The 24,884-nt window shown below is 65.7% G+C and carries 26 protein-coding genes; 11 read left to right on the forward strand and 15 right to left on the reverse strand.

Going from position 1 to position 24,884, the window contains the following annotated elements:
- The first annotated feature begins 37 nt into the window (after window positions 1-37).
- Window positions 38-694 (forward strand): alpha/beta hydrolase, encoded by a 657-nt coding sequence (locus AC1DE3_RS00680; RefSeq protein ID WP_476779239.1) that lies wholly within the window; start codon window positions 38-40, stop codon window positions 692-694.
- On the opposite strand, the gene AC1DE3_RS00685 is transcribed toward AC1DE3_RS00680, so the two are convergent.
- The 3 genes from AC1DE3_RS00685 to AC1DE3_RS00695 form a co-directional block, all read right to left on the reverse strand.
- A complete protein-coding gene (locus tag AC1DE3_RS00685) occupies window positions 684-1,901 on the reverse strand; it encodes a vWA domain-containing protein (RefSeq protein ID WP_476779238.1) in 1,218 nt (405 codons plus the stop codon). The genes AC1DE3_RS00680 and AC1DE3_RS00685 overlap by 11 nt on opposite strands.
- 148 nt (window positions 1,902-2,049) lie before the next feature.
- Window positions 2,050-2,427, reverse strand: coding sequence for a nuclear transport factor 2 family protein (locus tag AC1DE3_RS00690; protein ID WP_441512973.1), 378 nt, complete (start codon window positions 2,425-2,427; stop codon window positions 2,050-2,052).
- A gap of 53 nt (window positions 2,428-2,480) precedes the next feature.
- A complete protein-coding gene (locus tag AC1DE3_RS00695; RefSeq protein WP_476851905.1) occupies window positions 2,481-3,401 on the reverse strand; it encodes an AAA family ATPase in 921 nt (306 codons plus the stop codon).
- Between the two features lie 121 nt (window positions 3,402-3,522).
- On the opposite strand from AC1DE3_RS00695, the gene AC1DE3_RS00700 reads away from it, so the two are divergent.
- The gene (locus AC1DE3_RS00700) at window positions 3,523-3,876 is read left to right on the forward strand and encodes a SnoaL-like domain-containing protein (RefSeq protein WP_476851906.1); all 354 of its coding nucleotides are present in this window, start codon (window positions 3,523-3,525) and stop codon (window positions 3,874-3,876) included.
- Between the two features lie 149 nt (window positions 3,877-4,025).
- On the opposite strand, the gene AC1DE3_RS00705 is transcribed toward AC1DE3_RS00700, so the two are convergent.
- The 3 genes from AC1DE3_RS00705 to AC1DE3_RS00715 form a co-directional block, all read right to left on the reverse strand.
- Entirely contained in the window at window positions 4,026-4,835 is an 810-nt protein-coding gene (locus tag AC1DE3_RS00705) for an FAD binding domain-containing protein (RefSeq protein WP_476779235.1), read from the reverse strand.
- A 17-nt stretch (window positions 4,836-4,852) separates the two neighbouring features.
- Window positions 4,853-7,216, reverse strand: coding sequence for a xanthine dehydrogenase family protein molybdopterin-binding subunit (locus AC1DE3_RS00710; RefSeq protein WP_476779234.1), 2,364 nt, complete (start codon window positions 7,214-7,216; stop codon window positions 4,853-4,855).
- A 96-nt stretch (window positions 7,217-7,312) separates the two neighbouring features.
- Window positions 7,313-7,813, reverse strand: a complete 501-nt coding sequence (locus AC1DE3_RS00715; protein ID WP_441512978.1) for a (2Fe-2S)-binding protein — start codon at window positions 7,811-7,813, stop codon at window positions 7,313-7,315.
- A gap of 339 nt (window positions 7,814-8,152) precedes the next feature.
- Here AC1DE3_RS00715 and AC1DE3_RS00720 point away from each other — a divergent pair, with 339 nt between their 5' ends.
- Complete coding sequence (locus tag AC1DE3_RS00720) at window positions 8,153-9,484, forward strand: methyl-accepting chemotaxis protein (RefSeq protein ID WP_476779233.1); 1,332 nt, start codon at window positions 8,153-8,155, stop codon at window positions 9,482-9,484.
- Between the two features lie 3 nt (window positions 9,485-9,487).
- Here the strand turns inward: AC1DE3_RS00720 and AC1DE3_RS00725 are convergent, their stop codons facing one another.
- From AC1DE3_RS00725 to AC1DE3_RS00735, 3 genes are all read right to left on the reverse strand, one after another.
- Window positions 9,488-9,940: an SRPBCC family protein gene (locus AC1DE3_RS00725; protein ID WP_441512980.1), complete on the reverse strand. Its 453-nt coding sequence runs from the start codon at window positions 9,938-9,940 to the stop codon at window positions 9,488-9,490.
- Window positions 9,941-10,075: 135 nt separating this feature from the next.
- On the reverse strand, window positions 10,076-10,594 hold the full coding sequence (locus AC1DE3_RS00730; protein WP_441512981.1) for a flavin reductase family protein: 519 nt from the start codon (window positions 10,592-10,594) through the stop codon (window positions 10,076-10,078).
- Window positions 10,595-10,735: 141 nt separating this feature from the next.
- Complete coding sequence (locus AC1DE3_RS00735; RefSeq protein ID WP_476779232.1) at window positions 10,736-11,425, reverse strand: GntR family transcriptional regulator; 690 nt, start codon at window positions 11,423-11,425, stop codon at window positions 10,736-10,738.
- Between the two features lie 177 nt (window positions 11,426-11,602).
- On the opposite strand from AC1DE3_RS00735, the gene AC1DE3_RS00740 reads away from it, so the two are divergent.
- From AC1DE3_RS00740 to AC1DE3_RS00775, 8 genes are all read left to right on the forward strand, one after another.
- Entirely contained in the window at window positions 11,603-11,929 is a 327-nt protein-coding gene (locus tag AC1DE3_RS00740) for a cupin domain-containing protein (RefSeq protein WP_476779231.1), read from the forward strand.
- Complete coding sequence (locus tag AC1DE3_RS00745) at window positions 11,926-13,158, forward strand: NAD(P)/FAD-dependent oxidoreductase (RefSeq protein ID WP_476779230.1); 1,233 nt, start codon at window positions 11,926-11,928, stop codon at window positions 13,156-13,158. The genes AC1DE3_RS00740 and AC1DE3_RS00745 overlap by 4 nt, the downstream gene beginning before the upstream one ends.
- A 392-nt stretch (window positions 13,159-13,550) precedes the next feature.
- Window positions 13,551-14,474, forward strand: coding sequence for a branched-chain amino acid ABC transporter permease (locus AC1DE3_RS00750; RefSeq protein WP_441471658.1), 924 nt, complete (start codon window positions 13,551-13,553; stop codon window positions 14,472-14,474).
- Window positions 14,475-14,478: 4 nt separating this feature from the next.
- A complete protein-coding gene (gene livM, locus AC1DE3_RS00755) occupies window positions 14,479-15,864 on the forward strand; it encodes a high-affinity branched-chain amino acid ABC transporter permease LivM (RefSeq protein ID WP_476779229.1) in 1,386 nt (461 codons plus the stop codon).
- Window positions 15,864-16,718 (forward strand): ABC transporter ATP-binding protein, encoded by an 855-nt coding sequence (locus AC1DE3_RS00760; RefSeq protein ID WP_476779228.1) that lies wholly within the window; start codon window positions 15,864-15,866, stop codon window positions 16,716-16,718. The genes livM and AC1DE3_RS00760 overlap by 1 nt, the downstream gene beginning before the upstream one ends.
- Window positions 16,715-17,458, forward strand: a complete 744-nt coding sequence (locus AC1DE3_RS00765) for an ABC transporter ATP-binding protein (protein ID WP_441512987.1) — start codon at window positions 16,715-16,717, stop codon at window positions 17,456-17,458. The genes AC1DE3_RS00760 and AC1DE3_RS00765 overlap by 4 nt, the downstream gene beginning before the upstream one ends.
- A 137-nt stretch (window positions 17,459-17,595) precedes the next feature.
- Entirely contained in the window at window positions 17,596-17,970 is a 375-nt protein-coding gene (locus tag AC1DE3_RS00770; protein ID WP_441512988.1) for a DUF6867 family protein, read from the forward strand.
- Window positions 17,971-18,098: 128 nt separating this feature from the next.
- The gene (locus AC1DE3_RS00775) at window positions 18,099-19,214 is read left to right on the forward strand and encodes a branched-chain amino acid ABC transporter substrate-binding protein (protein WP_441512989.1); all 1,116 of its coding nucleotides are present in this window, start codon (window positions 18,099-18,101) and stop codon (window positions 19,212-19,214) included.
- 127 nt (window positions 19,215-19,341) lie between these two features.
- On the opposite strand, the gene AC1DE3_RS00780 is transcribed toward AC1DE3_RS00775, so the two are convergent.
- From AC1DE3_RS00780 to AC1DE3_RS00805, 6 genes are all read right to left on the reverse strand, one after another.
- Window positions 19,342-20,013 carry a class I SAM-dependent methyltransferase gene (locus AC1DE3_RS00780; RefSeq protein WP_476779227.1) on the reverse strand — a complete coding sequence of 224 codons (672 nt, stop codon included), beginning with the start codon at window positions 20,011-20,013 and terminating at the stop codon, window positions 19,342-19,344.
- Between the two features lie 50 nt (window positions 20,014-20,063).
- Window positions 20,064-20,642, reverse strand: a complete 579-nt coding sequence (locus tag AC1DE3_RS00785) for an RBBP9/YdeN family alpha/beta hydrolase (protein WP_476779226.1) — start codon at window positions 20,640-20,642, stop codon at window positions 20,064-20,066.
- 39 nt (window positions 20,643-20,681) lie between these two features.
- Window positions 20,682-21,989 (reverse strand): adenylosuccinate lyase, encoded by a 1,308-nt coding sequence (purB, locus tag AC1DE3_RS00790; protein ID WP_476779359.1) that lies wholly within the window; start codon window positions 21,987-21,989, stop codon window positions 20,682-20,684.
- Between the two features lie 140 nt (window positions 21,990-22,129).
- A complete protein-coding gene (rpe, locus tag AC1DE3_RS00795) occupies window positions 22,130-22,813 on the reverse strand; it encodes a ribulose-phosphate 3-epimerase (RefSeq protein ID WP_476779225.1) in 684 nt (227 codons plus the stop codon).
- Window positions 22,814-22,976: 163 nt separating this feature from the next.
- Window positions 22,977-23,669 (reverse strand): glutathione S-transferase family protein, encoded by a 693-nt coding sequence (locus tag AC1DE3_RS00800; protein WP_476779224.1) that lies wholly within the window; start codon window positions 23,667-23,669, stop codon window positions 22,977-22,979.
- A gap of 53 nt (window positions 23,670-23,722) precedes the next feature.
- Window positions 23,723-24,694 carry a hypothetical protein gene (locus AC1DE3_RS00805; RefSeq protein WP_441512994.1) on the reverse strand — a complete coding sequence of 324 codons (972 nt, stop codon included), beginning with the start codon at window positions 24,692-24,694 and terminating at the stop codon, window positions 23,723-23,725.
- Between the last annotated feature and the right edge of the window lie 190 nt (window positions 24,695-24,884).

Genomic DNA, 24,884 nt, shown 5'->3' on the forward strand with positions numbered 1-24,884 from the left:
GCTCGGCTGAATTCAAACGCTCGAAGGCGAGGAAGCAATGCCCTTAACGGGCCAAGACGGTGTCGTCCTGCTGCACGGAATCCTGCGCCGCGCAGCCTCAATGCAGAAGCTCCAACAGGCGCTCGCGGCCGAGGGTTATCGCGTTCTCAATCTCGACTATCCCTCGCGCGAGCAGGACCTTGCGCAGATCGTCGACGGGCTGTCGGCCCCGATCACCGCCTTTGAGGCGGAGCTGACACGAAATCTCCACTTCGTCACTCATTCCATGGGTGGGCTCGTTGCCCGCGCCTATCTCAACCGCTGCCGCCCGAAGCGCCTCGGGCGCGTCGTCATGCTCGCGCCGCCGAACGAAGGCAGCGAGATCGCCGATCTGCTACGCCGGAACTGGCTCTACCGCAGCGCCTTCGGCCCGGCCGGCGGCCAGCTTGCGACGCAGCGCAGCGAGGAGCTGTGCCATCTGCTCGGCGAGGTCGACTATCCTCTCGGCGTCATCGCCGGCGACCGCTCGCTTTATGTCTTTGCGTCACTGGTCCTGCCCGGCCCCAATGACGGACGCGTCTCGGTCGAGCGGACTCGCGTCGCCGGCATGAGTGACCACATCGTCCTGCCAACGAGCCATCCGCTGATCATGCGCGACCCGGAAGCCATGGCCCAGACCATCCACTTCCTGCGCCATGGTCGGTTCAGGCGATGAGCTTTGGCATCTGCGCCCGTTTCAACCACAGGCGCGGATCGTTCTCGCGCCCGACGTCCCGCGACAGCGCCGCACAAAGATCCGCCATGGCAGCGAGATTATGGATCGGCCGGAACGAATCGACATGCGGCAGCATCGCCCGGATGCCGCTCGCCCGCGCCGCGAAGGCATCGTAGCGCAGCAGCGGGTTGAGCCAGACCAACTGCCGGCAGGAGCGATGCAGCCTGTCCATCTCGAAGGCGAGGCTGTCGTCGAGATGGCGCTCGAGCCCGTCGGTGAAGAGCAGCACCACCGCCCCGCCTGCCAGCACGCGCCGCGACCAGACGCGGTTGAACTCGTGCAGTGCCGCGGAGATGCGGGTGCCGCCCTCCCAATCCGGCGCCGCCTTGCCGGCAAGCGCCAGCGCCTCGTCCGGATCGCGTGCCTTCAGCATCCGGGTGACGTTGGTCAACCGCGTACCAAAGACGAAGGAATGCACGCGCCGGCGCTTTTCGGTCAGCGCATGCAGAAAATGCAGGAAAATCCGCGAATACTCCGCCATCGAGCCGGAGATATCGACCAGCGCAACGATCGGCGGATGCATCTCGCGCCGCTCCCGGAAGGCGAGATCGATCGAGCCCCCGCCTCCCCGGAGCGACTGCCGGAGCGTCCGCCGCAGGTCGATCGTCCGTCCATGTGCCAGGGGCCTGAACCGCCGCATCGGCACGCTGTCATCCGGCAGCCTCAGTTCGGCGATGAGTTGCTTGGCGCGCGCGATTTCCGCCGCGGTCATCTGCGCGAAGTCGCGCGCCTTCAGCATCTCGCGATCCGAGACCGTCAACCGCGCCGTCAGCTCCGTCAGCTCGACCGGCGCCTCGTCCTCCCGCGCCGGCGGCGCGAAAGCCTCGGCCACGCGCAACGCCCCCGCCTCGGTCTTTTCCGGCTGGCTGTTGGCACCGGGCGACACCGGCGACATCTGCGCCATGATCTTCTCGATCAGATTGCGCCGGCGCCAGAACAGCCGGAACGCCTGATCGTAGACCGGACTGTCCTCATGCTTCTTCACGAAGATCGCGTGCAGCGCCCAGTAGACGTCAGGGCGGTCGCCCAGCGCACCATCGCCCAAGGCCTCGACCGCCTCGACCACCGCCCCGGACCCGACCGGCAGCCCGGCCGCACGCAAGGCACGCGCGAAATAGGCGACGTTCTCGGAAAGCTTGCCGGTCATCGCTGCCCGCCTGGCCTCCCGCAGCCCTCATCTTGAGGAGCCGCGGCACGCGGCGTCTCGAAGGATGATCCAGCACACCCTCGAGTCGTCTGGAGCATCCTTCGAGACGGCCCTGCGGGCCTACTCAGGGTGAGGGCGGCGGGTGACCTCAACCCCGCATCTCCGTCATGAACACCTTTTGGGCGACCTGCCAGCGACTCTCGATCTTCAACAGCGAGAGCAGATCGGTGAAGTAGCGCGGCGGCATCTGGCATTTGACCTTGACCAGCGCCAGCGTCGGCCCGACGAGATCGATCGTCAGGATGTGGTCGTCGCGCTGCAGCCCCGCCGCCTGCGGCGAAGGCCGGTTGCGGACGAGATCGAGCCATTGATCGCGCGGAACGATCTGGATCGTGCCGTCCTCGCGGGCCGTGGTCAGCGCGCTGGTCGGGTGGAAGACATGTGCGAGCTTCTCGGCGTCGCCCTCATAGAGCCCGTCGAGATAGGTCCGCACCGTCGCTTCCACGGCCTTGATGTCTGCGTTCATGGCTTCCCCCTCACGCTTCTCCGCCGGAGAAAACTGCGGCCATCGACGAAAAGCTAGCGCCCCGCCTCGGCCTTGGCCTGATCCAGCAGTTCCTTCACCTTGGAGCCCTGCATCGCCTGGATATCGTCCTGATACTTCAGCAGCGCGCCGAGCGTGTCGGAGACGATGGCCGGATCGAGCGCGACAGCGTCGAGCTCGATCAGAGCCGTCGCCCAGTCCAGCGTCTCGGCGACGCCCGGCTGCTTGAACAGCTCCTCCTTGCGAATCGCCTGCACGAAGCCGACGACCTGCTTCGAGAGCTTGGCGGGCGCATCCGGCACCTTGGCCTTCAGAATGGCGAGTTCGCGCGCCGCATCGGGATAGCCGACCCAGTGATAGAGGCAGCGCCGCTTCAGCGCGTCATGGATCTCGCGCGTGCGGTTCGAGGTCAGGATCACGATCGGCGGCTCGGCCGCCTTCACCGTGCCGAATTCCGGAATCGTCACCTGTGCATCGGCCAGCACTTCGAGCAGGAAGGCTTCGAAGGCCTCGTCGGTGYGGTCGAGCTCGTCGATGAGCAGGATCGGCGCCCCGCCATCCTGCGGCTCCAGCGCCTGCAGCAGCGGCCGCTTCACCAGATATTTCTCGGAGAAGATGTCGCCTTCCAGGCGCTCGCGATCCTCGGCGACCCCACCGGCCTCGGCGAGGCGGATCGCCATCATCTGCCCGGAATAGTTCCACTCATAGACGGCGGAGGCGAGGTCGAGCCCCTCATAGCATTGCAGCCGGATCAACCGCCGGCCCAGGCCCGCTGCAAGCACCTTGGCGATCTCGGTCTTGCCGGTGCCAGCCTCCCCCTCCAGCAGCAGCGGCCGCTTCATCCGCAGCGCCAGGAACAGCACGGTCGCCAGCGCGCGGTCGGCGACATAACCCTGCGACTGCAGCAGGGTCAGTGTGGCGTCGATCGAGACGGGGATAGGGGAAGCGTTGAGCATGACCGATTTCTATCGCGACGGGCAGATTGAAGGAAGGCGCGGAGCGCACGGCCATGCTGCTGACATGGCAGGGCGGTAAGCAAGTCCAGACTCGCTATGCCTGAACGACGGAGCGCAGATCATGACCACCGATCAGATCGCCAAGGACTTCGTTGCCCTGCTCAAGGAGGGCAAGCACCACGAGGCCGCCAACCGCTTCAACGCCGACGACATCGTCAGCTACGAGAACATGCCCGGCCCGATGGCCGTCTGCCGCGGCAAGGAAGCCGTCAGGCAGAAGGGCGAGTGGTGGGTCGCGAACCACGAGATGCACGACTTCAGCAGCGAAGGCCCGTATCTCAACGGCGACCAGTTCGCCGTCCGCTTCCAAGTCGACGTCACCGTCAAGGAGACCGGCGAACGCCGCGTGATGGACGAGGTCGGTCTCTACACCGTCGAGAACGGCCGGATCGTCGAGGAACGCTTCTTCTACTGAAGCGTCTCCGTAGATCGTCATTCTCGGGGAGCACGATGCGCTGGCCCGAGAATCTCATGCCGGAAGAGGCGCCTGCCCTTCACGAGACGCTCGGGGCAATCCCGAGCATGACGGCATGCGCCGCAACGCCTCGGACAAACCCTCGGCCGTCAGCCCACCTTCGCCGTCGCTTGCGCGACGGCTTGTTTGGCCATGGAGCCGATCAGGTGGGCGCGGTATTCGGGATCGGCGTGGATGTCGCCGTTGATGCCATCAGCCGTGTGCTTGAGGCCCTCAAGCGATTTCGGCGCGAAGCGCGCCTTGAGCGCCGCTTCAGCCTCGGGCCAGCGAAACACGCCGCCCTCGCCCGCCCCCGTCACCGCAACGCGGATCTCGCTGCCGCGCTTGGCAACGAAGACGCCGACCATGGCGTAGCGCGAGGCAGGGTTGCGGAACTTGGCGTAGCCCGCCTTCGAGGCGAGCGGGAACGAGACCTTGGTGATGATCTCGCCCTCTTCCAGCGCCGTCTCGTAGAGCCCGGTGAAGAACTCCTCGGCCGTCAGCTTGCGCTTGTTGGTGACGACCGTGGCGCCCAGCGCCAGAAGCGCCGCCGGATAATCAGCCGCCGGGTCGTTGTTGGCGACCGAGCCGCCGATCGTGCCGCGGTGGCGCACATGCGGGTCGCCGATATGGCCGGCAAGGAAGGCGAGCGCCGGAATGGCTTCCTGCACCTCCGCCGAGCCAGCGACCTCGGCATGGGTGGTCATCGCGCCGATGACGAGGTTGCGACCCTTGCGAGCGATGCCTTTGAGATCGGCGCAAGCCCCGAGATCGACGAGTGCGGAGGGCGAAGCCAGCCGCTGCTTCATCGTCGGCAGCAAAGTGTGGCCGCCGGCCAGGAGCTTGGCGTCCTCCTTCTTGGCGAGCAGCGTCGCCGCCTGCCGGGAGCTGGTGGGCTTGTGATAGGTGAAAGCGTACATGTGCTCTTCCTTTCAGCTCACTCGGCCGCCATGCGGCTGATCGACTTCTGCGCCGCACGCCACACCGCCTGGGGCGTGGCGGGCATCGCGATGTCCTCATGGCCGAGCGCGTCGGTGATGGCGTTGATGACGGCGGGCGGTGATGCGATGGCTCCGGCCTCCCCGCAGCCCTTGATGCCGAGCGGGTTCGACGGGCACGGCGTCACCGTCATGCCGACATCGAAGGACGGCAGGTCGTCGGCGCGCGGCATGCAGTAATCCATGAAGCTCGCGGTCACGAGCTGGCCGTCGCCATTGTAGCGGGCACCTTCGAGCAGCGCCTGGCCGACACCCTGGGCGATGCCGCCATGGACCTGCCCCTCGACGATCATCGGGTTGATGACGTTGCCGAAATCGTCGACGGCCGCCCAGCGATCGATCCTGGTGATGCCCGTTTCCGGGTCGATCTCGACCTCGCAGATATGAACGCCGGCCGGGAAGGTAAAATTCGTCGGGTCGTAGAACGCCCCCTCCTTCAGCCCCGGCTCCAGCTCCTGCCCGTTGAACTTGTGCGCAACATAGGCCTGCAGCGCGCAGGAGCCGAAATCGAGCTTCCGGTCGGTGCCCTTCACCGCGAAATGCCCGTCGGCGAAGTCGATATCGGCCTCGTCGGCCTCCAGCACATGGGCGGCGACCTTCTTGCCCTTGGCGATGACCTTGTCGAGCGCCTTGAAGATCGCGGACATGCCGACCGCGCCGGAGCGCGAGCCATAGGTGCCCATCCCCATCTGCACCTTGTCCGTATCGCCATGGATGATCGAGACATTGTCGATGGGGATGCCGAGCCGGTCGCTGACGAGCTGCGCGAAGGTGGTCTCATGGCCCTGGCCATGGCTGTGCGAGCCTGTCAGCACTTCGACCGTCCCGACCGGATTGACCCGGACTTCGGCCGATTCCCACAGGCCGACGCCCGCGCCGAGCGACCCCACCGCCGCCGAAGGGGCGATGCCGCAGGCCTCGATATAGGAGGAGAAGCCGATGCCGCGGAGCTTGCCGGTGCGGGCGGAGTCGCGCTTGCGCTTGCCCAGCCCCTTGTAGTCGATCATCTCCAGCGCCTTCTTCAGCGAGGCGCCGTAATTGCCGGTGTCGTACATCATGATGACCGGCGTCTGGTGCGGGAACTTCTTGATGTAGTTCAGCATCCGGAACTTCGCCGGGTCCTTGCCGAGCTGGCGCGCCGTGATCTCGATCAGGCGCTCGACCACGAAGGTCGCCTCCGGCCGCCCGGCGCCGCGATAGGCGTCCACGGGGGCGGTGTTGGTGTAGACCGCGTCGACCTCGCAATAGATCGCCGGGATGTCGTACTGCCCCGACAGCAGCGGCGCGTAGAGATAGGTCGGCACCGACGACGAGAAGGTCGAGAGATAGGCGCCGAGATTGGCCGTGGTGTGGACCTTCATACCGAGGATCTTGCCCTCGCCATCGGTTGCCAGCTCCGCATGGGTGACATGGTCGCGGCCATGCGCGTCGGAGAGGAAAGCTTCAGTGCGATCCGCCGTCCATTTCACCGGCCGCCCGACCTTCTTCGCCGCCCAGACGCAGACTGTCTCCTCGGCATAGATGAAGATCTTCGAGCCGAAGCCGCCGCCGACATCCGGCGCGATCACGCGCAGTTTGTTCTCCGGTGCGATACCGATGAAGGCCGAGAGCACGAGCCGCGCCACATGCGGATTCTGGCTCGTCGTAAAGAGCGTAAAGACGCCGTCGCCGGCGTCGTAGTCGCCGACCGCCGCGCGCGGCTCCATCGCGTTGGGCACGAGCCGATTGTTGACGAGATCGAGCTTGGTGACGTGCTTGGCCGCCTTGAAGGCCTTCTCGGTCGCGTCCTTGTCGCCGAGATGCCAGTTGAACACCGTGTTGTCCGGCGCCTCGTCATGGATCGCGGTCTTGGCGCCCGCGGCCTTGGCGGTGTCGACCACCGCAGGCAGTTCCTGATAGTCGACGACAATCGCCTCGGCGGCGTCCTTCGCCTGCGCCAGCGTTTCGGCCACCACCACGGCGACATGGTCGCCGACATAGCGCACCTTGCCCTGGGCGAGCGCCGGATGCGGGCCGGCGCGCATCGGCGAGCCGTCCTTGTTGTGGATCATCCAGCCGCAGATCAGCCCGCCGACTTTGTCGGCGGCGAGATCGGCGCCGGTGAAGATGCCGAGCACGCCCGGCATCGCCGCGGCGGCCTTGGTGTCGATCGACCCGATCTTGGCATGCGCATGGGGCGAGCGCAGGAAATAGGCGTGGGCTTGCCCCGGACGATTGACGTCGTCGGTATAGCGGCCCTGGCCGGTGATGAAACGATGATCTTCCTTGCGACGGACTGCGGCGCCGATTCCGGTAACGGACATGGTGTTCCCTCCTCGCACGGCGCCTCTGGCGGACGCCTCACTGCATGGAACGCATGAAGGACGAAAAACCCGCGCCTTGGGGCACGGGCGGGTGCCTCACTCGGCGGCCCGGCGCACCGGCGCCGCGCCCTTGCCCATAGCCTCCGCACCGGCGGCGATCGCCTTGACGATGTTGTGGTAGCCCGTGCAGCGGCAGATGTTGCCTTCGAGATCTTCGCGGATCGTCTTCTCGTCGAGCTCGTGGCCGCGGCGGTTCACCATGTCGACGGCAGCCATGATCATGCCCGGCGTACAGAAGCCGCATTGCAGGCCGTGATGCTCACGAAAGGCCTCCTGCATCGGGTGCAGGGTGGCGCCGTCGGCCAGCCCCTCGATGGTGGTCACGTTCGCGCCTTCGACCGAGACGGCGAGCGTGGTGCAGGATTTGACGGCCTTGCCGTCGAGATGCACGACGCAGGCGCCGCACTGGCTGGTGTCGCAACCGACATGGGTGCCGGTCAGTCTTAGGTTTTCGCGAAGCAGTTCCACCAGCAGGGTGCGCGGGTCGACATTGGCGGTGACGGCTTTGCCGTTCACCGTCAGCGAAACAGTGGTCATGAGCACATCTCCTGTGACCCGTCTCTGATGCCCGCCCACCCCCTCCCTGGGTCTGGGTCAGGCTGAGCGCTTCCGGCAGCTTCGCCCCATCGGGCAGCTTTTCCTTGGAACAGCTCAAAAACGAATGTGGACCCGCGATTTTGCCGGGTCAAGCGGCGGGCGCTTTCGGTGTGCTATGCGTTTTGCGCCGAATTCGGACGGTTTTCTCCTTGCTGCGACACGGACCGGCAATTGCGACCACCTTTGCGGCATTGGTGCTTTTTTAAGGTTATTGCCGCAACGTCGGCGCTCGTGGCCGCCATTCCGGCCGCGAACGAGGGTCGTCGCGTGGCCGTGTTGATGGAACAGATTCAACGCCGGCTGCATGCGATCGGCTACGGTGAGAAGCAGCGCGCCCGCCTGCGCCTCTACCGCCCCTTGGTCGATGGCGCGATCGAGCAGCTGATCGCAGCCGATTTCGAGCGTGCCTTCTCCATCCATAACGAGCTTCGCAACAGCGTAGCTGCTGTATCCCAGACACTCTACCCGGCTTCCGCAGCGCATTTTCGCCTGTTGTTCGATGGCGACTTCGACGAGAATTATGTCGCTTCGGCCGAGCGGCTCTGCCTGATCGAGAGAGAAGCCCGCGTACGCGCCAGGGCTCGCTCTTCGATCGCGTTCTCGTTGATGCGCGAGCTCTGCGTCGAGAACCGCCGCCGCGCACTGTTCACCCCGCGGCAATTCGCCGAGGATCTTTTCGTGATCGAACGGATCCTGACCTACGACGTCAACACCGCGATGACGATGAATCGCGAGTACGAGGAGGCCGATGCGCGGAGGCGGGCCTCCGCCATCGACCAGACCGCCGCGACCCTGCGGCACCGGATCGGGAACCTCGACAACACCATCAACGACGCGGTCGAGCAATTTGTCGCCACCGCCGCCGAAACCGGCCGCGCCACGGCCTTCATCAAGGATACGGTCGGCAAGGTCGCGAGCGCATCTGTGGTCGTGCGGGAAAAGTCGATCCAGACGGCAGCCGCCACCGAGGAGATGTCGGCCAACATCGCCGATATCGGCCAGCGCGCCCGGCAGAGCTTGTCGATCACGCATCAGGCCGTGCTCGATGCCGGGCAGATGAATGAGGCGATCGCCCGCCTGCGCGAGGTGACGGGCAATATCGGCAAGGTCGTCGGCATGATCGCCGACATCGCCGCGCAAACCAATCTGCTCGCCCTCAACGCCACGATCGAGGCCGCACGCGCCGGCGAGTCCGGGCGTGGCTTCTCGGTGGTCGCATCCGAGGTGAAGTCATTGGCGACGCAGACCGCGAACGCCACGCAGGACATTGCCGGCCAGATCGCCGAGCTGACCGCCAGTGCCGAATCCTGCAGCACGCATGCTGCAGCCATCGCCGCCACGGTCGACGCGATCAGGCAGGATTCCGAGGCAATTTCGGAAGCCGTCTCCCAGCAGAGCCGGGTCACGGCGATGATCGCTCACGACGCCTCGCTGGTCGCCGGCAGCTCGGATGTCGCGATCGAGAGCGCCAACGCCGTCAATGACAGCCTCGACATGACACAGGGCGCTCTGGAGCGGGCAAACGCGGCCGCCGCCGACGTCGCCCTTCAAGTCGGCGCAGCCGAGACCGCGGTCTCCCAAGCGCTGGACGCTCTGCGCAAGGCCTCCTGAGGCTCAGCCTTCGCTGACCGCCTTGGCGAAGTTGGCGAAGAACTCGTCGGCGAGCTTCTTCGAAACCGAGTCGATCAGCCGCGAGCCAAGCTGCATCAGCTTGCCGCCGACCTGGGCCTCGACCTCGTAGCGCAGCAGCGTCTGGCCGCCTTCGGCGTCGCTCAGATGAACTCGGGCCCCACCCTTCGCGAAACCGGCGATGCCGCCCTCGCCTTCGCCGGCGATGCGATAGCCGTTCGGCGGATCGAGGTCGTTGAGCTCGACCTTGCCCTTGAAGGTCGCCTTCACCGGCCCGAGCTTGACCTTCACCACCGCAGAGAAATGCGTATCGTCGTCCTTGTTGAGCTGTTCACAGCCCGGAATGCAGGCCTTCAACACATCAGCATCGTTCAGCTTGGCCCAAACCACGTCCTTTGCGGCGGGCAGCGTCGCCTCGCCGTTCATCGTCATCGCCATGGCGCGTCTCCCGAGCTGTGGGCCGCGGCTCGGACGATTGCGGCCGGCGCGGTTCGAAGGCTGTCCAGTCCCTATCCATGGTCGCAAAGCGCTCGTCTGCACAAGAGGCCACGCAGACAGGTGCTCGCTGGAAGTTCAGACGGAGCCGAAAAGCCGCTGGCGATAGATCAGGCTCGCACCCTGCCCCGCGCCACCGAGGCCGGCGACCTCGCCGATCAGGATGCGATGGCTGGCGATATCGTGAGTCGCAACCAACCGGCAGTCGAAGGCGGAAATCGCGTCGAGCAGGACCGGCGCACCGGTCGCGAGCGTGCCCCAGCGCGCCGTCATGAAGCGCGCATCGCCATCGATGCCGCGGCGGCTCGCGAAGATCTCGGCCAGCTCGGCGAGATGGGCCGGCAAGGTGTTGATGCAGAAGGCGCCGCTTGCCTCGATCGCCGCCAAGGTGCGGCTCTCGCGCGCGAGGCAGGCCAGCACCGTCGGCGGCGAATCGGAAACAGAGGCGACCGCCGTCGCCGTCAGCCCCACCCGGCCGCCCGGCCCCTCGGTCGTCACGACATGCACCGCACTGACGACCTGCGCCATCGCATCGCGGAACGCCGCGGCATCCGGGCGCTCCAGGGCGGGCGGTAGCGGGTGAACGGTTTTCGTCATGGACTAGGGCGCCGGCTCACTGTTCCGGATCAGGGGATACCTGACCATGTAGAGCTTCGGAGCCGCCAGCACCAGCCGCCAACGGGGTAGCGGCGGAACGCATAATTCCATCAGATATATCAGATGGGGTGCGCGACGGCATCAACGGTCCAGCGTCGCCAGCAACCCTTTGCGAAGATGCGACATCAGCGCGTCGCTCGCCGCCGTGGCGGCAAGCGAATCCGCGCCGGCGATGGCCTGGGCGAGACTGCCATGGTGCAGGGCTGCCGGCACGAGATCGTCCTGCCGCTCGAAATGATACCAGGCGCGCCGGATCAGTGCCTGCAGGGGCTCGACCGCGCGGGTCGCATACGGGCTGCGCGCCGCCTGGGCGACCAGCCCGTCCAGCTCCTTGTCGAGCCGCATATAGCCCGCGACATCTCCGGTCTCGGCGGCCCGGCGCATCGCCTTCGCAGCTTCGACAATCGCGATCCGTTCGACAGGCCCTGCACGCTTCGCCGCTTCGCCGACCACGAGGCGCTCCAGAACCTCGCGCGCATCGAGCGCCGCGATGATATCGATGGCGCTGATATCGGCGACAAGGATGCCCTTGCGCGGCAGGATCTGGACCAACCCATGCTGCGCCAGCCGGATCAAGGCCTCGCGAACCGGCGTCCGCCCTAGCCCGACGAGATCGATCAATTGCGCTTCCGTCAGCACCGCACCGGGACGCAGGGAGAGCGTGACGATTGCCTCCTCCAAGCGCCGGTAAGCGACCTCGGCCAGGCTCTCACCGGCTCCGGCCACATGCGGGCCGTCGCGCTCAGGATCGACGCGCCCCTTTTGCTTCATGGCTTCCCCGAGCGATGCCCCGGCATCTTGATCTCGCTCGGCAGCTTGATATATCAATTCAGATATATCAAGCTCGGCCAAGATCGCCGCTATCGGCCGGCAGCGGCCCGTCAAACGTCGGATAGACCGGAGCGCTGCACCAGCCGCTCATGCGGCGAGCCGACAAGGAGTTACCGGATGGCGTTCGCCTGTTCGATTCCCGCCGTGCCGACCGTCCAGCGGGATGACGAGACGGTCCGGATCACCCGCTGGGATTTCGAACCGGGCGCCGTGACGGGCTGGCATGAGCATGGCTGGCCCTATTTCGTGGTGATGCTCATCGCCGGCACCCTGCACATCCATAACGGCAATGAGGTCGTCGAGACGCCGCTGGCGCAGGGGCAGGCCTATATGCGTCCGGCAGGAATCCGCCATGACGTGATGAACGGCTCCGGTCATCCGATCGCCTTCATCGAGATCGAGGTCAAGCAGCCTGCGGCTCTCAAGGAGCTTGCCCTGTCATGAAGGTCGCAGTCGTCGGCGCAGGGGTCGTCGGCGTCGCGATCGCCCATGCGCTCCTCGATGAGGGGCATGAGGTCCTGATCGTCGAACGCCATGAGCCGGCCTTCGGCCCCTCGCGCGGCAATGCCGGCTGGATCGCCCATACCGACATTCTGCCGATCGCCAGCCCCAAGATGCTGCGGCAGGTACCGAAATTCCTGGCCGATCCACTTGGCCCGCTCAGCATCCGCCCGGCTTATCTGCCGAAGGTCCTGCCCTGGTTGCTGCGTTTCCTGCTGGCCTCGCGGCCGCAAGCCTATGAGCGCTCGATCATGGGGATCGCCGCCTTGCAGAAGCTCGCCCTGCCGGCCTGGCTTGCGCGCGCCTCGCGCACCAACCTGACGCGCCATATCCACCAAAGGGGCGGCCTATACGTTTTCGACGATGCCGGAGCGATGGCCGCAGCGCGCAAGGTGGCGGAACGCCAGGCGGCCTTCGACATCAAGGTCGAGATGATCGCGCCTTCCGAACTGCGTCAGCTCGAGCCCGCACTTAAGCCGGGCTTTGTCGGCGCGGCTTTCCACCCCGACGCCGCCCATATCAGCGACCCTCATCAGCTGACGCTCGCCTTGTTCGAGGCCGCGCTGGAGCGCGGCGCCGTTTTCGAGAAGGCCAGCGTCAGCAATATCTCCCTCGGCGAGCGCCCCGCCCTGATTGGTCCCGATGGCTGGCAGCGCGTCGTGGACCGCGCAGTCATCGCCGCCGGCGCCTGGGCCGGGCCGCTGGCGTCGGCATTGGGCGATGCCGTGCCGCTCGACACCGAGCGCGGCTACAATGTCAGCTTTCCCGATGTCACCGGGCTCTTGACGCGCCCGGTCGGCTTCGAGGGCCACGGCTTCGTCACGACGCCGCTCGACTCGGGTCTGCGAATCGGCGGCGCGGTCGAGTTCGGCGGCCTCGATGCCCCGCCCAACCATGCCCGCACCCGCCGCCTCTACGATAAGGCCAGCCGCCTGATCGACGGCCTACCTGCTTTCGACAGCGGCAGACTCTGGATGGGCTTTCGCCCCTCCCTGCCCGATTCGCTGCCGGTGATCGGCACCGCAAGGCGAAATCCGCACGTGATCTATGCCTTCGGCCATGGCCATTACGGCATGACGCAATCCCACGCGACCGCCGATCTCGTCGCCGCACTTGTCGCCGGGCGCCAGCCGCCAATCGATCTTTCCCCCTTCAGCCCCGCGCGGTTCTGACATGGCGAACCCCGGAGCGATCATCCCCATCGATGACTGCCCTGGGACGGAAAAACCGCCGGCCATTCGTCAACCGGGGCTCCGGGCGCACGCCCCTGAAAAGTTCCCGTTTCGAACCGCCCTTGTCGTTCGCAGCCGCTCGCCGAAGCCGTTCGGCACAGATGGCGCGCGCGCATGGCGCAATCATCATGCGCCGAAAGCGCGCTACGGCGCAGAGTATTCTGCACAATTTCGAGGCGTTTCGTTCGTAATTGCTTTTGACAGAAATTTGACGCGGAGCGATTGTCGGTGGCGCAAGCCATTGGTAGCTCTGCATGGAAATCGCATCCCGCATGCGTCAGCGTCATGCTGATGACAAGAACGGGAGCTGGTTCGAGGGGTCGGCGTCGTCAATGGAAGTCTTTCTGCAGCAGCTCATCAACGGGCTGACACTGGGATCGATCTACGGTCTCATCGCCATCGGATACACGATGGTGTTCGGCATCATCGGCATGGTGAATTTCGCCCACGGCGATATCTTCATGCTCTCCGCCTTCATCGCCCTGATCTTCTTCATGCTGGTCACGGCGGTCCTCGGCACGAGCGCGGGGATGATCCTGCTGGCGCTCGTCATTGTCCTGGCGCTGGCGATGTTCTTCACCTCGCTCTGGAACTGGACGATCGAACGGGTCGCCTACCGGCCCTTGCGCGGCTCCTTCCGCCTCGCGCCGCTGATCTCCGCGATTGGCATGTCGATCTTCCTGGTGAACTTCGTGCAGGTCGTGCAGGGCCCGCGCAACAAGTCGATCCCGCCGATCCTGAACAAGTCGATCACGTTGATCGACAGCGCGGTTTACACGGTGCAGATCTCCTACAAGCAGATCGTCATCATCCTGACGACGGCGGCGTTGCTCGCTGCCTTCTGGTATATCGTCCAGAAGACGCCGCTTGGCCGTGCCCAGCGCGCCTGCGAGCAGGACCGCAAGATGGCCGCCCTCCTCGGCATCGACGTCGACCGCACCATCTCCATCACCTTCGTGATGGGCGCGGCCCTCGCTGCGGTGGCCGGCGTGATGTATCTCGTGCTCTACGGCGTGGTGAATTTCGCCGACGGCTTTACGCCGGGCGTCAAGGCCTTCACCGCAGCAGTGCTCGGCGGCATCGGCTCGCTACCCGGAGCGGTGATCGGCGGCCTGCTGATCGGCCTGATCGAAGTGATGTGGTCCGCCTACTTCACCATCGACTACAAGGACGTCGCTGCCTTCTGCATCCTGGCCCTCGTGCTGGTCTTCATGCCCTCGGGCATCCTCGGCCGCCCCGAAGTCGAGAAGGTCTGACGTCATGGCGAGCAAACCGACCACAGCCAAGGCCGCTCCCGGCCGGGACTTCAAGGCCGCCCTCAAGGAGGCCGGCTTCGCGGGCCTCGTCACCCTCGGCCTGTGCATTCCGGTCGTCGCCTGGGGCACGCGCCAGAACATGGACAATGTCCTGGTGCTCGATCCGCGATGGGATGCCGTCGCCTGGGCCGTCGGCATCGTCTTCGTCGGCCGCCTGCTCGTCGCGCTGCGCCAGCAGAACGGCCGCAAGGAGAAGGCGAAGATCCGCCTGCTGCCGCACGGCACCATCGCCTTCTTCCAGCGCCATTCGCGGCTCTTCTCGCTCTTCGGACTCGGCTTCCTCGTCAGCTTCCCCGCGATCGCGATCGGCCTCGCCGGCTGGGGCGGAGCGCTGAAGTGGATCGACAATTTCGGCGTCCAGATCCTGATCTACGTCATGCTCGGCTGGGGGCTGAACATCGTCGTCGGCCTCGCCGGGCTGCTCGATCTCGGCTACGTCGCCTTCTACGCGGTCGGCGCCTATTCCTATGCGCTGCTCGCCAAGAATTTCGGCCTGTCCTTCTGGATCCTGCTGCCGCTCGCCGGCATCCTTGCCGCCTTCTGGGGCATGCTGCTCGGCTTCCCCGTGCTGCGCCTGCGCGGCGACTACCTCGCCATCGTGACGCTGGCCTTCGGCGAGATCATCCGCCTGGTGCTGGTCAACTGGACGGAGTTCTCGAACGGCTATGCCGGCATCTCCGGCATCCCGCGCCCGACCTTCTTCGGCATCCCCTTCACGGCGGCCGATAACGGCTTTGCGGCGACGTTCGGGCTCGAATTCTCGCCGCTATACCGAACGATCTTCCTTTACTACCTCATCCTGTGTCTGGCCTTGCTGACGGCCTTCGTCACGCTGCGCCTGCGCCGGCTTCCGGTCGGCCGGGCCTGGGAGGCACTGCGCGAAGACGAGATCGCCTGCCGCTCGCTCGGCATCAACACGACCAACACCAAGCTCACGGCCTTCTCGATGGGCGCAATGTTCGGCGGTTTCGCCGGGGCGTTCTTCTCCGCGCGCCAGGGCTTCATCAGCCCCGAATCCTTCGTCTTCATGGAATCGGCGGTCATCCTGGCCATCGTCGTTCTCGGCGGCATGGGCTCGCTCTGGGGCTGCGCCATCGCGGCGATCGCCATGATCGGCGGCACCGAATTGCTGCGCGAACTCGATTTCCTGAAGCAGATCTTCGGCCAGGATTTCGACCCGACGAAGTACCGCATGCTGATCTTCGGCTTCGCCATGGTTGTGATCATGATCTGGAAGCCGCGCGGCCTGATCTCGGTGCGCGAGCCGACAGCCTTCCTGAAGGAGAAGAAGACGATCTCGGCCGATCTCGTTCAGGAGGGGCATGGCTGATGGCCTCGACGACACCCTCCGGCCGCCCGCTGCTCGAAGTCGAGCAGGTCACCATGCGCTTCGGCGGCCTGACCGCCGTCAACGCCCTCTCCTTCGAGGCCCGCAAGGGCGAGATCACCGCGTTGATCGGCCCCAACGGCGCCGGCAAGACCACGGTGTTCAACTGCATCACCGGCTTCTACAAGCCGACGCAGGGCCTGATTTCGCTGAACCATGACGACGGCTCGAGCTTCCTGCTCGAGCGCATGCCCGACTTCCGCATCTCCTGGAAGGCCAAGGTCGCCCGCACCTTCCAGAACATCCGCCTCTTCGGCGGCATGACGGTGCTGGAGAACCTGCTCATCGCCCAGCACAACCCGCTGATGATCGCCTCGGGCTTCACCTTCCTCGGCCTGCTCGGGGTGGGCGGCTACAGGGCCAGCGAGCGAGCGGCGATCGAGAAGGCCAAGTTCTGGCTCGATAAGATCAACCTCATGCATCGCGCCGACGACCCGGCCGCCGACCTGCCCTATGGCGACCAGCGCCGGCTCGAGATCGCGCGCGCCATGTGCACCGATCCGGTCCTGCTCTGCCTCGACGAGCCCGCCGCCGGCCTCAACCCGCGCGAAAGCCTCGATCTCAACACGCTGCTGCTCTCGATCCGCAAGGATCTCGGCACCGCCCTGCTGCTGATCGAGCACGACATGTCGGTGGTCATGGAAATCTCGGACCATGTCGTGGTGCTCGACTACGGCACCAAGATCGCGGACGGCACGCCGGCCGAAGTGCAGGCAGACCCGAAGGTCATCGCCGCCTATCTCGGCGTCGACGACGAAGAGGTCGAAGTGGTGGAAGCGGAGGTCGGCATCTCGTGACTGTGGCCCAGCCTCAAACTTCGCCTCTTCTGGCCGTCCGCGGCGTCAAGACCTTTTACGGCAAGATCATCGCTCTGAAGGGCGTCGACATCGACGTCAATGCCGGCGAGATCGTCACCATGATCGGCGCCAACGGCGCCGGTAAATCCACCCTGATGATGACGATCTTCGGCAACCCGCAGGCACGCGAAGGCTCCGTTACCTATGAGGGCCGCGACATCACCCGGATGCCGAGCCACCAGATCGCTCGCCTCGGTATCGCGCAGTCGCCGGAAGGCCGCCGCATCTTCCCGCGCATGACGGTGTTCGAAAACCTGCAGATGGGCGCCGCCGTCCGCAACTTCGAGCATTTCGACGAAGACCTCGACAAGATCTGCGTGCTCTTCCCGCGTATCAAGGAGCGCCTGCAGCAGCGCGGCGGCACGCTCTCGGGCGGCGAGCAGCAGATGGTCGCGATCGCCCGCGCGCTGATGGCCCGCCCGAAGCTGCTGCTGCTCGACGAGCCCTCGCTCGGGCTCGCCCCCCTGATCGTGAAGCAGATCTTCGAGGCCATCCGCGAGCTCAACAGGACCCAGGGCCTCACCGTCTTCCTGGTCGAGCAGAACGCCTTCCACGCGCTGAAGCTCGCCCATCGCGGCTACGTCATGGTCAACGGCGTCATCACGATGAGCGGCTCGGGCAAGGAACTGCTCGCCAATCCGCAGGTGCGGGCCGCCTATCTCGAAGGCGGGCGTCACTGATGGCCGGCGGCGGGAGCTTGCGCCGAAGCTCGCCTCCGCCGTTGCAACTTTTTGATGAGAGACGGCTGCGCGCCTGCCATGCCATCGCTGTGGCGACGCTGGCCGCTTCCACCCTCGCGTGAAGCCGGGAGCACGAGATGCAGGGCATCATCTACGAAGAACCGACGGTCTGGCTCTTCTTGCTGGTCACCGTGATCATGGGTGGCTGGCTCGCCTGGATGTCCGGCCGCGCCATCGCCCTGACCTGGCGGCCGAACTGGCAGCTCGTCGTCTACATGCTGATCCTCGGCCTGTTCGTGCGCTTCATTCATTTCGCGCTGTTCCAGGCCACGCTGCTGACGCTGCACTACTACATCGTCGACTGCGTCGTGCTGCTCGCCTTCGGCTTCGCCGGCTGGCGCTACAACCGCGCCAAGCAGATGACGCGGCAATATCACTGGCTCTTCGAGCGCGCCGGCCCCTTCGGCTGGAAGCCGCGCCCCGGGGTCGTAATCAGGCCTGAATTGCTCTGAAGAGCTCACGAGCTTGGTGCGTGACAGATCACCGAAAAAGCGCAAGACTGCAGCTTAGGGTGACAAAAGCGCACCGAGACGGGCGGACCGTCCAGCCCGTTGTCAATCATCGAGGGGAGTTGCATCACATGAAGAAACTGCTGTTGGGCGGCATTGCGCTCGGCGCGGTCCTCGCCATGTCCGGCGTGGCCAATGCGCAGATCAAGCTCGGCGTCGGCGGCCCGATCACCGGCCCGAACGCCGCGTTCGGCGCGCAGCTCAAGAACGGCGCCGAGCAAGCGGTCGAGGACATCAACGCTGCTGGCGGCGTCCTTGGTCAGAAGATCACCATCTCGGTCGGTGACGATGTCTCCGATCCGAAGCAGGGCGTCTCGGTCGCCAACAAATTCGTCGGCGACGGCGTGAAATGGGTCCTCGGCCACTTCAACTCCGGCGTCACCATGCCGGCGTCTGAAGTCTATGCTGAGAACGGGATCCTGATGATCTCGCCTTCGGCCACCAACCCGAAGATCACCGAGCGCGGTCTGTGGAACACCTTCCGCACCTGCGGGCGTGACGATCAGCAGGGCAGCGTCGCTTCGGCCTATCTGCTGAAGAACTTCAAGGACAAGAAGATCGCCGTCGTCCACGACAAGACCACCTATGGCCAGGGCCTCGCCGACGAGACCAAGAAGGGTCTCAACGCCGGCGGCGTGAAGGAAGTGCTCTACGAAGGCGTCAACGCCGGCGAGAAGGACTTCTCGGCGCTCGTCTCGAAGATCAAGGCCGCCGGTGCCGACTATCTCTACTGGGGCGGCCTGCACACCGAAGGCGGCCTGATCGTTCGCCAGATGCGCGACCAGGGCCTGAAGACCGTGCTCGTCTCAGGTGACGGCATCACCACCGACGAGTTCGCCACGATCGGCGGCCCCGGCGTCGAAGGCACGCTGATGACCTTCCCGCCGGACCCGCAGAAGCGTCCTGAGGCGGCCGCCGTCGTCAAGAAGTTCGAGGCCAAGAACTTCAAGCCGGAAGCCTACACCCTCTACAGCTACGCCGCCGTCCAGATCATGGCCGAAGGCGCCAAGCGCGCGAACTCGACCGATCCGAAGAAGATCGCCGACGTGCTGCATGGCGGCCAGCCCGTCAAGACCGTGATCGGCGATATCGGCTTCGACAAGAAGGGCGACATCACCCGCCCGGACTACACCGTCTACACCTGGAAGAAGGGTGCCGACGGCAAGATCACCTATGTTGAGAACTGATCTCGGCGGCTGATCAGGCCTGACATGAAAGAGCCCGCCTCGGAGCATCCGGGGCGGGTTTTTCGTTGAGAGGTCGTTGAGGTCCTGTCTCGGTCGCATGTCCGAAACGGGGCGCTCGCAGAACCACTCAAGCGTACGCCACCCAGCCGCGGAATGCGAAGCCGGCATAGAACAGGCTGACGCCGCCGAAGCCGGCATCGCGCAGAAGCTGCTCATCCTCCTCGGGAGCGAGGATCGGCAGGCGCTCGCCGATCATCGATCGCGCCTTCTGCGCCTGCGCCGGCTCGATGCCCGACGAGGCCGCGAATGCGGCGTAGCGCGACAGCCAGAGATTGCGATCGCCCTCGCCTTGCGGAAAGCTGAAATGCGCGACCGCGAAAGGCGCGCCGGGCTTCAGCCGCCGTCGTACCTGCCGCAGCGTGCGCAGGCGCTCCTCACGTTCAACGAAGTGCAGGGTCAGAATGCAGGCGGCCGCATCGAACGGTCCTTCTGGCGCGATGTCGATCAGGCCGTGATGCAGATCCGTACGGGCGAGCAGCGGGCCGAGCGTCAGCCGTGCGAGATCGAGCATCTCGGCGGACGGATCGACGCCGTCGAACCGCCAGCCGGGCTGCGCATCGGCAAATGCCTTGATTTCAAGGCCGCCGCCCGCGCCGAGCACCAGCACCCGCGCCGCGTCAGGCGCCCGCTCGGCAAGGAGGAGCATGGCCATGCGCTGCATGTCGGCGAAGCCGGGCACTTGGCGCGGCGGCCCCTGGGCATAGCGGGCAACGGTTTGCGGATCGGAGAAGGCGTCCATGCTCGAAACTCTCGCCGACGATATGCATGCCTCGCAGGCGGAAAGCGCCTCTACTGACTCAATCTCTGAGGAATAGCGCTCAAGCTTTTGAGAAATGCCGCGAAACGCAGCAAGCCATCTGGCCACGGCCCATGCCCGGACTCGCTGTTGAGATGGCCGCTGTCACCGGCATCGACGAATTCCGAGCCCCAGGCCTCGGCGAGTTCCCGCGCCTCGTCCTGCGTGCAGTAGGGATCGGTCGCGCTGGAGATCAGCACCGACGGAAACGGCAGCCTCTCACGGCGGTGCTCCACGAAGTCGGCCCCCATGCCGGGGATCGCGCGCTTGGCCTTCTCCGAGGCCGGCGCGACGAGGAAAGCGCCGGCCACCTCGCCCGGATGCAGATGTTCTGCCGCGTGTGCGACAGCGCTCACACCGGCCGAATGGGCCACGAGCACGACCGGCCGCGTCGCGCTGCGCACCGCCTGCACGGTCCGCTCCGCCCAGACGTGGCGAGACGGCTTGTGCCAGTCGTCCTGCTCCACGCGGCGCGCTGTCTTGAGCCGGGTTTCCCAGCGGCTCTGCCAGTGGTCGGGCCCGGAGCCCGACCAGCCGGGGACGATGAGGATATCGACGTCGGAGGATTTCATCAGTCGTAGATAGCCCTGCCGGCGCCGAAGTCCAGCCCGTCAGACCTCTCCGAACACCCGGCGGAAGATCGTGTCGACATGCTTGAAGTGATAGCCCTCGTCGAACATCGCCTGCAATTCGGAGGCCGAGAGCTTCTCCGCAACGTCCTTGTCCGCGAGCAGATTGGTCAGGAAGTCCTCGCCATGCTCCCAGGTGCGCATCGCGTTGCGTTGGACCATGGAATAGGCATCCTCGCGGCTTGCCCCGGCCTGCGTCAGCGCCAGCAGCACGCGCTGCGAGTTGTGCAACCCGCCGAGCCGGTCGAGATTCCGGCGCATGTTCTGCGGATAGATCAGCAGCTTGTCGACGACGCCGGTCAGCCGTGCCAGCGCGAAATCGAGTGTCACCGTCGCATCCGGGCCGATCATGCGCTCGACCGAGGAATGCGAGATATCGCGCTCGTGCCAGAGCGCGACGTTCTCCAGCGCCGGCGTGACCATTCCGCGCACGAGGCGGGCGAGACCGGTGAGGTTCTCGGTCAGCACGGGGTTGCGCTTGTGCGGCATCGCCGAGGAACCCTTCTGGCCCGGCGAGAAATATTCCTCGGCCTCGTAGACCTCGGTGCGCTGAAGATGGCGGATCTCGGTCGCCAGCCGCTCGATGCAGGAGGCGACGACGCCGAGCGTCGCGAAATACATCGCGTGGCGGTCACGCGGGATCACCTGCGTTGAGACGGGCTCGACCGTCAGGCCCATCTTCTCGGCGACGTACTCCTCCACCTGCGGGTTGATATTGGCGAAGGTGCCGACCGCGCCCGAGATGGCGCAGGTCGCGATCTCCTTGCGCGCCGCGACGAGACGGGCACGGCAACGGTCGAACTCGGCATAGGCCTGCGCAAGCTTGAGCCCGAAGGTCACAGGCTCGGCATGGATGCCGTGCGAGCGGCCGATCGTCGGGGTGAGCTTGTGCTCGAAGGCGCGGCGCCTGATGGCCGCGAGCAGCGCATCGACATCGGCGATCAGGATATCGGTGGCGCGCGCAAGCTGGACCGAAAGCGTGGTGTCGAGGATATCGGACGAGGTCATGCCCTGATGGACGAAGCGGGCGTCGGGCCCGACGATCTCCGCCAGATGCGTCAGGAAGGCGATGACGTCGTGCTTGGTGACGCGCTCGATCTCGTCGATGCGCGCGACGTCGAAGACCGCGTCCTTGGCTTTCGCCCAGATGGTCGCCGCGGCCTCCTTCGGGACCACGCCGAGTTCGGCGAGCTTGTCGGTGGCATGCGCCTCGATTTCGAACCAGATACGGAACCGGGTCTGCGGCTCCCAGATGGCGACCATCTCGGGGCGGGAATAGCGCGGGATCATCGTCTCGTCCTTGTCACCCAATGAGCCCTCATCCTGAGGAGCGCTCCAACGGCGCTCGTTTCGAACGATGGTCCAGCGCATTCTGGAACATCCTTCGAGACGCCGCTTCGCGGCTCCTCAGGATGAGGGCTGCGATATTGTCAAACCCAGTCGCCGCGCGCGGCTTCAGCCGCCTTGCGGATCGCTTCGATATTCCCGGCATAGGCCGAAGGCCCGCCCTTGAAGACGGCGGAGCCCGCGACCAGCGCATTCGCGCCGGCCTTCACAACCAGCGGCGCGGTCTCCGGCGTCACGCCACCGTCGATCTCCAGCGCAATCGGGCGGTCGCCGATAAGCGCCTTCACCTGTGCAACCTTCTCGACGACGGAACGGATGAAGCTCTGCCCGCCGAAGCCGGGATTGACCGTCATCAGCAGGATGAGGTCGACATCCTCGATCAGCGCCTCGGCGGCGCTCGCCGGCGTGCCGGGATTGAGGACGATGCCCGCCTGCTTACCCTGGGCCTTGATCGCCTGCAGCGTGCGGTGCGGATGCGGCCCGGCCTCGACATGGAAGGAGATCAGATCGGCGCCAGCCTTGGCGAAGGCTTCGACATAGGGATCGACGGGCGCGATCATCAGATGCACGTCGAAGAACTTGCTTGTGTGCGGGCGGATCGCCTTCAACACATCGGGGCCGAAGGTGATGTTCGGCACGAAATGCCCGTCCATCACGTCGCAATGGATCCAGTCGGCACCGGCCGCGTCGACCGCGCGCACCTCCTCGCCCAGCTTGGCGAAATCGGCCGAGAGGATGGAGGGGGCGATCCGGATGGGGTGCGTCATGGCTGGCGGTTTAACGCCCCGAGCCGCCTGCCGCAATCGCGAACCGAGCTGAAACAACCTCGTCATGCTCGGGCTTGACCCAAGCATCTCATGACGCGGAGGCTCTGGCGCCTCCTCCTGCAAGAGCTTCTCGGGTCTAGCCCGAGAATGACGGCCTGAATGTTCAGGCGCTGCGTCCCTGCCGCATCACCACAGGATAGGACAGCCGCCGGTCCGCTTCCGCCATCTCCGCCACCACCTGCGCGAAAGCCGGGCGCAGCTTCAAGCGCGTATACCACTCCGCCAGCCCCGGATAGCCGTCGAGCGGCGGCCCGCCGAGCCTCAGCGAAAACAGCACGCTCATGAACAGAGCGATATCCGCCAGCGAGAGCCGCCCGCCGAAGAATTCACGGCCCGCCAGCTTCTGCTCCAGCACCTCGTAGTGGCGCGTCAGCGCCTCCTCGGCGATCAGCGCGTCGGCCTCCTGCGCGATGCGCCGGTCGCGGTCGGGCGAAGGCGGGCTCGTCCGGTGCATCAGCGGCTTCACGGCCTGAAACAGGATTTCGTCCGCGTACAGCTCGTCGAGCCGGCAGCGTGCGCGCTCGACCGGGGAGCCCGGCATCAGCTTCGGCTCGGGATAGGCCTCGTCGAGATATTCGTTGATGACGGTGGAGTCGTAGAGGACGAGCCCGCAATCGCTCAGCACCGGCACCTGCCCCTTCGGGTTGAGCGCGATCACCTCGGGGTGCTTGGGGTCGTAGCCGGTCGTCTGGTTGAACGGCACCATGATGCGCTGAAAGGCGAGGCCCTTCTCCTGAAGGGCGATCTCGACCTTGCGCGAGAACAGGCTGAGCGGCCCGGAATAGAGTGTGATCATGGCGCGGTTCTCCTGCGGCAGGGAAGCCTCGCAGGGTACCGCGTCATCGCCCGTCAGCAGGTTGACATGGCTTCCTTGCGCCGGATTCGCGCTGCGATGCCGCCCAGCAGCCACGGCAAGAGGTAGATCGGGAACTGCGCCAGCGCGAAGAACAGGAAGGTCGCCGGCGAGACGCCGGCGCCCAGCGCGGCGACAAGCAACCCCATATTCCGCTGCCCGGTGCCGTAGCCGATCATGAAGCGCTCCGACGCCGGCAGTCTCCGCAGCACGAGCCAGCTCGAGATCAGCCCCGCCGCCGAAACCGCGAAGACGCAGGCCAGCACGAAGAGAACGAGCCGGGGATTGTCGAGTGCGGCCCGCGTCACGCCGTCCATCGCGGCGATGGCGAAGATGAAGTACATCAGCACGCCGAAGCCATCGAGATTGGCCTTCATCGCCTTGATCCGCTTGACGCCGAGCCAGGCGCGCAGCGTGAAGGCGACCGCCATGCCGCCGCCGATGAAGATCAGCAGCCGCAGCATCAGCACCGAGCGGTCGAGCGGCACGGCCGCGCCGGCCAGCAACTCGACCAGCAACGGCGCGATGATGGGGCTCAAAATCGTGGTGACGATGACACTGGCGATGATCAGCGACGGCTCGAAGCCGTAGAGGATCGCCACCGCCGGCGAGGACATGATCGGCGGCGCCGACCCCATGATCGCGAGCCCGAGCACGATCCCCGGATCAAGGTTCTCGCGCCCGACGAGGAGCAGCGCCCCGCCGATCAGCAGCACCGGACCGGTGATCAGCCACAGGCAGGAGGCCGCGAGCTTTGCCGGCCGGCGCAGCAGCCGGGCGGTGACGCCGAGATCGACCCGCATGAACACGACGGTCGTGAAGCAGAAGATGGTGATAGGCAGCACCGGCCGCGCCGCGGCGGAGAATTGCGGAAGCGCGAGGCCAAGGAAAATGGACAGCGCGAAGCCTTGCGTGCCGTAGCGCCCGAGCCATGCGAGCGCGGCGGCGAGAAGGGCGACTGGACGCATCGGCACGGCTCTGGAATCATTCGCGAAACAGCCGGCACACTGGCCCATCGCGCCCAATGCGTCACCTGCGCGCCGAGCGGAGCGGTCCTGCGCCGGCATAAAATTGTGCCATCCTGCCCGTATTTCTAGTGACCAAGGCCAAATTGGCGAAGATGACGCAGACCCTGCGAAAGATTCCGCGATCCTGCGC

It is taken from the genome of Allobosea sp. 10L417 (assembly GCF_056395485.1).